The organism is Acinetobacter sp. ANC5681 (assembly GCF_023488045.1).
Lineage (GTDB): Bacteria > Pseudomonadota > Gammaproteobacteria > Pseudomonadales > Moraxellaceae > Acinetobacter.
On the sequence record NZ_JAMFKZ010000054.1, the window covers coordinates 1 to 6911 of the forward strand.

6 protein-coding genes are annotated in these 6911 nt (G+C 39.7%); 3 read left to right on the forward strand and 3 right to left on the reverse strand.

Annotation, left to right across the window (positions count from 1 at the left end; all coding sequences use genetic code 11):
- The first annotated feature begins 241 nt into the window (after positions 1-241).
- Both M5121_RS15285 and M5121_RS15290 read left to right on the forward strand, forming a co-directional pair.
- Positions 242-1405: an acyl-CoA dehydrogenase family protein gene (locus M5121_RS15285; RefSeq protein WP_249571646.1), complete on the forward strand. Its 1164-nt coding sequence runs from the start codon at positions 242-244 to the stop codon at positions 1403-1405.
- A gap of 94 nt (positions 1406-1499) precedes the next feature.
- On the forward strand, positions 1500-2672 hold the full coding sequence (locus tag M5121_RS15290; protein WP_249571647.1) for an acyl-CoA dehydrogenase family protein: 1173 nt from the start codon (positions 1500-1502) through the stop codon (positions 2670-2672).
- 55 nt (positions 2673-2727) lie between these two features.
- Here the strand turns inward: M5121_RS15290 and M5121_RS15295 are convergent, their stop codons facing one another.
- The 3 genes from M5121_RS15295 to M5121_RS15305 all read right to left on the reverse strand — a co-directional run bounded on the left by M5121_RS15295 (position 2728) and on the right by M5121_RS15305 (position 4806).
- A complete protein-coding gene (locus tag M5121_RS15295; RefSeq protein ID WP_249571648.1) occupies positions 2728-3465 on the reverse strand; it encodes a hypothetical protein in 738 nt (245 codons plus the stop codon).
- 17 nt (positions 3466-3482) lie between these two features.
- On the reverse strand, positions 3483-4100 hold the full coding sequence (locus M5121_RS15300; protein ID WP_249571649.1) for a DUF6915 family protein: 618 nt from the start codon (positions 4098-4100) through the stop codon (positions 3483-3485).
- Positions 4101-4206: 106 nt separating this feature from the next.
- Positions 4207-4806, reverse strand: coding sequence for a TetR/AcrR family transcriptional regulator (locus tag M5121_RS15305; protein ID WP_249571650.1), 600 nt, complete (start codon positions 4804-4806; stop codon positions 4207-4209).
- A 194-nt stretch (positions 4807-5000) separates the two neighbouring features.
- On the opposite strand from M5121_RS15305, the gene M5121_RS15310 reads away from it, so the two are divergent.
- Complete coding sequence (locus M5121_RS15310) at positions 5001-6803, forward strand: acyclic terpene utilization AtuA family protein (RefSeq protein WP_249571651.1); 1803 nt, start codon at positions 5001-5003, stop codon at positions 6801-6803.
- The last annotated feature ends 108 nt before the right edge of the window (positions 6804-6911 follow it).

Genomic DNA, 6911 nt, shown 5'->3' on the forward strand with positions numbered 1-6911 from the left:
GAGTAAGTCATCGCCAGCTTTTAAATACTAAACACCCCTAACCTAATGGTTAGGGGTGTTTTTTTTGGCAAAGAGTTTTATATTATGAATGATTCTTTGTAGTAAGTTAAAGTAATCGAACCAATTGAATATTTTTTTAATTTTAAATTTTGCCAAGCGCTTGCTTGGTTTTTATGGTTTTGATACCTTAGTGCTCACTAAATACTCGAAAACAATGATCAATAATTATTAGGAAGCAAGCATGCTACTCAACCCTTTATATTACACCGAGCAACATTTAGCCTTTGCTGAGAGTGTTAGGCGCTTTACTGAAAAGGAAATTAGTCCTTTTATCACTGAATGGGATGAAGCGGAAACTTTTCCGCGTGAGCTGTATAAAAAGGCCGCTGATATAGGCTTGCTTGGTGTTGGCTTTGATGAAAATTATGGTGGAATTGCAGGAACGGATGCATTTTATACTCTACTTGCCTCAGTTGAGTTGGCGAAGTGCGCATCAGGTGGTTTGGCTGCATCATTACTTTCACATACGATTGGGACACCACCAATTCAGCATTTTGCTCAAGAAGAGGTCAAGGCTGAAGTCTTACCACAAATTTTGTCAGGAGAGAAAATCTCTGCATTGGCAATTACTGAACCTAGCGGTGGTTCGGATGTTGCGGCTTTAAAAACCAAAGCAGTTCGAGATGGTGACGATTATATTGTCAGTGGTGAAAAGACCTTTATTACATCGGGTATTCGTGCAGATTATTATTCGGTAGCAGTACGTACTGATCCTAATGCTAAGGGGGCTAATGGTATTTCAATGCTGTTGATTGATGCGCATAGTGAAGGCATTACCAAATCAAAGCTAGATAAAATGGGCTGGTGGGCATCGGATACAGCACATTTGCACTTTGATCATGTACGAGTGCCAGCCAAAAATTTACTTGGTGCCGAAAATATGGGCTTCTTTGTCATTATGAACAACTTTAACATGGAGCGATTTTTTCTTGCAGCGAGTAGCTATGGTTATGCGTTGGTCTGTTATGAAGAGGCCTTGGATTGGGCTAAACAGCGACAAACTTTTGGTAAACGCTTAATTGATCATCAAGTCGTTCGTCATAAGTTGGTAGATATGGCGACACGTTTAACTTCAACTCGTGCGTTATTAGAAGATACAGCCTATCGTTTAGGAAAACCTGAATTGCAGGGTAATGAACTGATTGCACAAATTTGCATGCTGAAGAATGTCGCAACACAAACCATGCAGTTTTGTGCTGATGCTGCCGTTCAGACTTTAGGGGGGATGGGTTTTATGCGTGGTACAAAATCTGAACGTATCTATCGTGAAGTGAAAGTGAACATGATTGGTGGTGGTGCAGAGGAAATTATGAAAGACCTTGCCAGTCGCCAACTTGGTTTTTAATCGAAATTTTTAAGGCTTTAAACCATGATGAGATTGGTCTAAAGCCATATTTATAAAAGAACAATGAGTTAAATAATAATTTAGGAAAAATAGCATGGATGGTTTATCACTTAACCCGATTTATTACACATCTGAACATCGGGCTTTTGCAGACAGCATCAAACGTTTTGTAGAAAAAGAAATTTCACCTTATGTGAATGAATGGGATGAGGCTGGATCATTTCCAAGAGCACTCTATCAACAGGCTGCAAATGTCGGTTTAATGGGCCTAGGTTATGATGCTGAACATGGTGGCATTCCCGATGCAGATGCCTTTTATGTCATGTTGGCAGCAATTGAGATGGCAAAAGCTGGATCTGGTGGTGTACATATTTCGCTTATGATTCATAGTATCGGAACACCACCCATTCATCATTTTGCTCGACCTGAGATTCGTGATGAAGTTATGCCGCAGATTATTGCAGGAGAAAAAATATCAGCCTTGGCAATTACAGAGCCCAGTGGCGGTTCTGATGTCGCTGCAATTAAAACCAAAGCAGTTCGAGAAGGAGACCATTATATTTTGAATGGTGAAAAGACCTTTATCACATCGGGGATTCGTGCTGATTATTATACGGTTGCTGTAAAGACAGATCAGAATGCTCAAGGTGCAAAAGGTATTTCTATGTTACTGGTCGATGCGCATAGCAAGGGAATAACCAAATCACCATTAAAGAAAATGGGTTGGTGGGCATCAGACACTGCGCATTTGCATTTTGATAATGTTCAAGTCCCAGTTAGTCATTTGTTAGGCGGGGAAAATGCAGGTTTTAAAGTCATTATGAATAACTTTAATATGGAGCGTTTTTGGCTAGCTGCGATGGCATATGGTTATGCCTTGGTCTGTTATGAGGAAGCCTTAGATTGGGCAAAACAGCGACAGACTTTTGGAAAGCGCTTGGTAGATCATCAAGTGGTTCGCCACAAATTCGTAGATATGGCAACACAATTGACTACAACACGAGCATTATTGGAAGATACAGCTTATCGAATGGGACAAAAAGAGCTGCAAGGGGCAGACCTCATTGCGCAAATTTCCATGTCAAAAAATGTAGCGACTCGTACTATGCAATTTTGTGCGGATGCTGCTGTGCAGACCTTGGGAGGGATGGGTTTTATGCGTGGAACGAAGTCCGAACGAATTTATCGTGAAGTCAAAGTGAATATGATTGGTGGTGGTGCTGAAGAAATTATGAAGGATTTGATTAGTAAGCAGCTAGGCTATTAATATCTTCATGACGAATAAAAAGTGCGGTTAATTTCCGCACTTTTTATTTTCAAATTTATTCTAGCTCAGCTAACTCTTCTAAAGAGATTTGGCGGATTTCAAATATAGGTTGTTTCAAAAATGAGTTCAAAGTTTTTATATCGATAAATTTTATATTATCTAGGGCAATACCCTCGATGCTGTCTTTTTCAGCATCGTAACGAATATCTGGAGTTTGTTCGATAAATTGTTTGAATAACAGTGGACTATCACTTAACTCAGCAAGTGGTTTATCCATCAAGGCTTCGAACTCATAGTCCATCGCATAAATATTGGCTTCCCACATAACATCGCTAAAGTTTTCATCTTGGCTAGAAATAATACTGCCAGTTTCATAGCCTGAGAAATACTCTTCTTCAGAATTGATCCAAAGTACATAACAGGGTTGTGTTGCATCAACTTCTAATAATTGATACCAAACAATACCTGAGATTTTGGCAAATTCGAAAGCATCATCTTCATTCAATTTAGGAATTTCACCATCGTCTACATTAAAAGTTTTTCCTGTTTTTTCTAAAATTAAAGCTTCAAGTTTTTCGTAGATTTCATCATCTGCTTCACCATTACCAATGTCATAGTTACATAGTTCATCATAGTATAAGCCTTCGACGACTAATGATTTGTATGCTTTCTCAGCTTCAGCCTTATCCGTATAAATCTGCTTGATCGCCCCAGTTGAAACGCAATTGGTCAGATGCCATTCATCATTGTAAGCAAAGTCGTTTTGACGAATAACGTATTGGATATTACTCATTTTTATTTCCCCTTAAATTAAGCGATTTTCATTTTTAAGTCTTGCAGTTTGGCTGCGCTTGGCGGGACGGCCATCCCATTGTCCATCCAAAGCTCAAAACGCATCGGATTAAAAAAGAAATCTGGACTAATATCAAAATCAATAAATTTGGCTTCGCCTTTTCCCATCATTGGAAGAATGGTATTGATAAACCAACTATTGTGAGTGATCAGTAAAGATTTGAGTTGACCTGTTACCGATAATGGCGAGAGTAGTGTTGCTGAGATTTTTGGGTCATCAATCACATCGCGATGGAATTTTTCTAAGCGGTTGGCTAGTCCGTCTGTAGGAATATCTTGCATCGCTGCAACGAAATCCCCAATTGTTGGAATAAAATGGTGATGGAAATCAACGAGCAGATGATCTTTCTCGCAGAGGTCTTTGACTTCAATACTTTTACCTGCACTGTTTTCAAAGTGATGCCCAAAGATTGGAATAATCACTTCTTGAACACCCCAGAAAGTATGCAAGATGCGATGGCGATTGTCGGTACAGAGCATTTTAGTGCTGTCGATGAGCGCATGAATATCAATATAATCTTCAAGCTCGCCCCCACGACGTTTTACTGAAATATTGGCATGTTGGACTGGATTCATGGCATTATTATTCTGCTGTTATATTGATTGCAGATTAACAAAGAATTTTTACAATAGAAATACCATGATTGGGTAGAACGTTAAGTTATGTCGTCTCATATCTTACTTATTTTAAAGCCATTTCCCAAATCATTTCAGTCAGTTCATCCACTTTGACTTTACCTTCAGGTCTGTACCAAGTCACCGACCAAGAAATAGAACCACCAATCAATCGACGCCAAATAAATGCATCATGTTTAACTTTGCCTTGATCACGTAATTTTTCAATCACATTCAGCCAAACTTGTTCATATTCATTACGCATTTTTAGAAGATAGTCTTGTTTCTCTTTGGAGAGGGCAAACCATTCATGAACGAGTACGGCCATTGCTGCACCTGTATCCCCAGTAATCGAAATCAGTTCAGCTTTGATTAAATCACGTAATTGTTGTTCTGGCTCATTTGAACGTTCAGCCGCTTCTTTAAGCCGTGCAAAGTTATAAATAATGGTTTGTTCCATGACAGTCGCTAAAATTTCATCTTTACTTTTGAAATGATGGAAAAGACTACCTGACTGGATACCAATAAATTCACCTAATTGGCGAACCGTGGTTTTGTCATAACCTTGTTTATAAAATAGATAAGCAGCGCCAAGCAATAAACGCCCACGTGGGCTATCGTCAAAACATACAATTTTAGGTATTTGCTCAATTGAAGTTGCGATCATGCCAGTCCGTCTATCCTATTAAATCTAGTGAGCATTGTAACAAAATTCATTTCATGAATTGTCTTATCTTTTTATAACAAGCATTTGCTTGGATTTGTCTATTTTTGCCAATACAGCATATCATTATGTACTTTACAAACCAAGCACTTGCTTGGTAATGTTATGCCAATTTAGAAATAACAATGAGAAAGCGCATGACAAGCATCAAGCAGGATGATCAGAAGGTAATCAAAATTGGGTGTGCATCAGGCTTTTGGGGGGATACCAACACAGCCGCTTTTCAGTTAGTACATCTGAGTGATATTGATTATTTAGTGTTTGATTATTTGTCAGAAATTACCATGTCGATCATGGCAAAGGCAATGATGACTGATCCAAATCATGGTTATGCTTTAGATTTTGTTAGCCGAGTGATGTCGCCACTGATTAATAAAATTGCTGAGAAAAAAATCAAAGTCATTAGTAATGCTGGCGGTGTTAATCCTTTAGCGTGTCGTGCTGCCTTACAAAAAATAATTGATGAAAAAGGCTTGGATTTAAAAGTTGCTGTGGTACTTGGGGATGATGTATTACCCAAACATGCTGAGTTACTGAAACAAAATGTTCAGGAAATGTTTAATGGTGATGCTTTACCACATCATGTAGCCAGCAGTAATGCCTATTTAGGGGCAGTTGCGATCCGTGATGCCTTGGATTTAGGTGCGGATATTGTGATTACGGGGCGTGTAGTTGATTCGGCTGTGGTACTTGCACCATTACTGCATGAATATAAATGGTCACTGGATGATTATGACAAGTTGGCTCAAGGCTCATTGGCAGGGCATGTGATTGAATGTGGTGCTCAATGTACAGGTGGTAATTTTACCGATTGGCGTTTAGTACAAGGCTTTGACAATATGGGCTTTCCAATTGTAGAAGTCAGTGCCGATGCTTCCTTTATTGTGACTAAACCACAAGGCACAGGTGGCTTGGTTTCAACAGCAACAGTCGCAGAACAAATTGTTTATGAGATTGGTAATCCTCAAGCTTATTTACTTCCTGATGTGACGGCTGATTTTAGCCAAGTTCATTTAGAGCAAATCGGTGAGGATCGAGTAAAAGTTACAGGTGCAACTGGTCGTGCACCAACGCAGCAATATAAAGTCAGTGCTACCTATGCGGATGGTTATCGTGTTTTAGTGAGCTTCTTAATTGCAGGTCGTGAAGCACCTGAAAAAGCGCAAACTATTGCCGATGCGATTCTAAATAAATGCGAACGTGTATTGGCTTTACGTTCAGTTCCGCCATTTAGTGAAAAATCGGTGGAGATTCTGGGTATCGAATGTACCTATGGTTCGCATGCCAGAGTGAAAGATAGCCGTGAAGTGGTCGTCAAGATTGCTGTGAAACACATGTTTAAAGAAGCCTGTATGTTCTTTGCTTCGGAAATTGCACAGGCATCTACAGGTATGGCACCTGCATTGGCTGGGATTGTTGGTGGTCGTCCTAAAGCTTCGGCAGTGGTGAAGCTTTTCTCTTTCTTAATTGATAAAGATCAAATCAAGGTTGAGGTGGATTTTGTAGGGCAACGTCATCCAGTTCAGATTCCAACAGGCTTAGCTCCACAAGATATTAACCTGCATTCAGTGGATGAAGTGGCGAGCTATCAAGGAGATGAAATTGAAGTGCCGTTAATTGAAGTGGCACATGCACGCAGTGGCGACAAAGGCAATCACAGTAATATCGGGGTGATTGCACGTAAGACAGAGTATTTACCTTGGATACGTGCTGCTCTGACAGAAGCCAATGTTGCAGACTATATGCAGCATGTACTTGATCCTGAAAAATCAAAAGTGATTCGTTATGAATTGCCAGCCATGAATGCACTGAATTTTATGTTGGAAAATGCATTGGGTGGTGGTGGGATTGCCAGTTTGCGGATTGATCCGCAAGGTAAGGCTTTTGCACAGCAGCTATTAGATATGCCAGTGAAGGTGCCCAAAAAACTAATCGCCTGATCACATCAATATCAACTAGTGTATGAGTTGATGTGTGCTTAAAAAACAGGAGGGTTTAACTTGGTAAACTATACATACTCATTAGGAGTTTACCATGAGCAAGAAACA

What these genes read in the sequence shown, in the direction of transcription:
- M5121_RS15285 (WP_249571646.1), top strand. Translation starts at nt 242, where the DNA reads ATGCTACTCAACCCTTTATATTACACCGAGCAACATTTAGCCTTTGCT.
- M5121_RS15290 (WP_249571647.1), top strand. Translation starts at nt 1,500, where the DNA reads ATGGATGGTTTATCACTTAACCCGATTTATTACACATCTGAACATCGG.
- M5121_RS15295 (WP_249571648.1), bottom strand. Translation starts at nt 3,465, where the DNA reads ATGAGTAATATCCAATACGTTATTCGTCAAAACGACTTTGCTTACAAT.
- M5121_RS15300 (WP_249571649.1), bottom strand. Translation starts at nt 4,100, where the DNA reads ATGAATCCAGTCCAACATGCCAATATTTCAGTAAAACGTCGTGGGGGC.
- M5121_RS15305 (WP_249571650.1), bottom strand. Translation starts at nt 4,806, where the DNA reads ATGATCGCAACTTCAATTGAGCAAATACCTAAAATTGTATGTTTTGAC.
- M5121_RS15310 (WP_249571651.1), top strand. Translation starts at nt 5,001, where the DNA reads ATGACAAGCATCAAGCAGGATGATCAGAAGGTAATCAAAATTGGGTGT.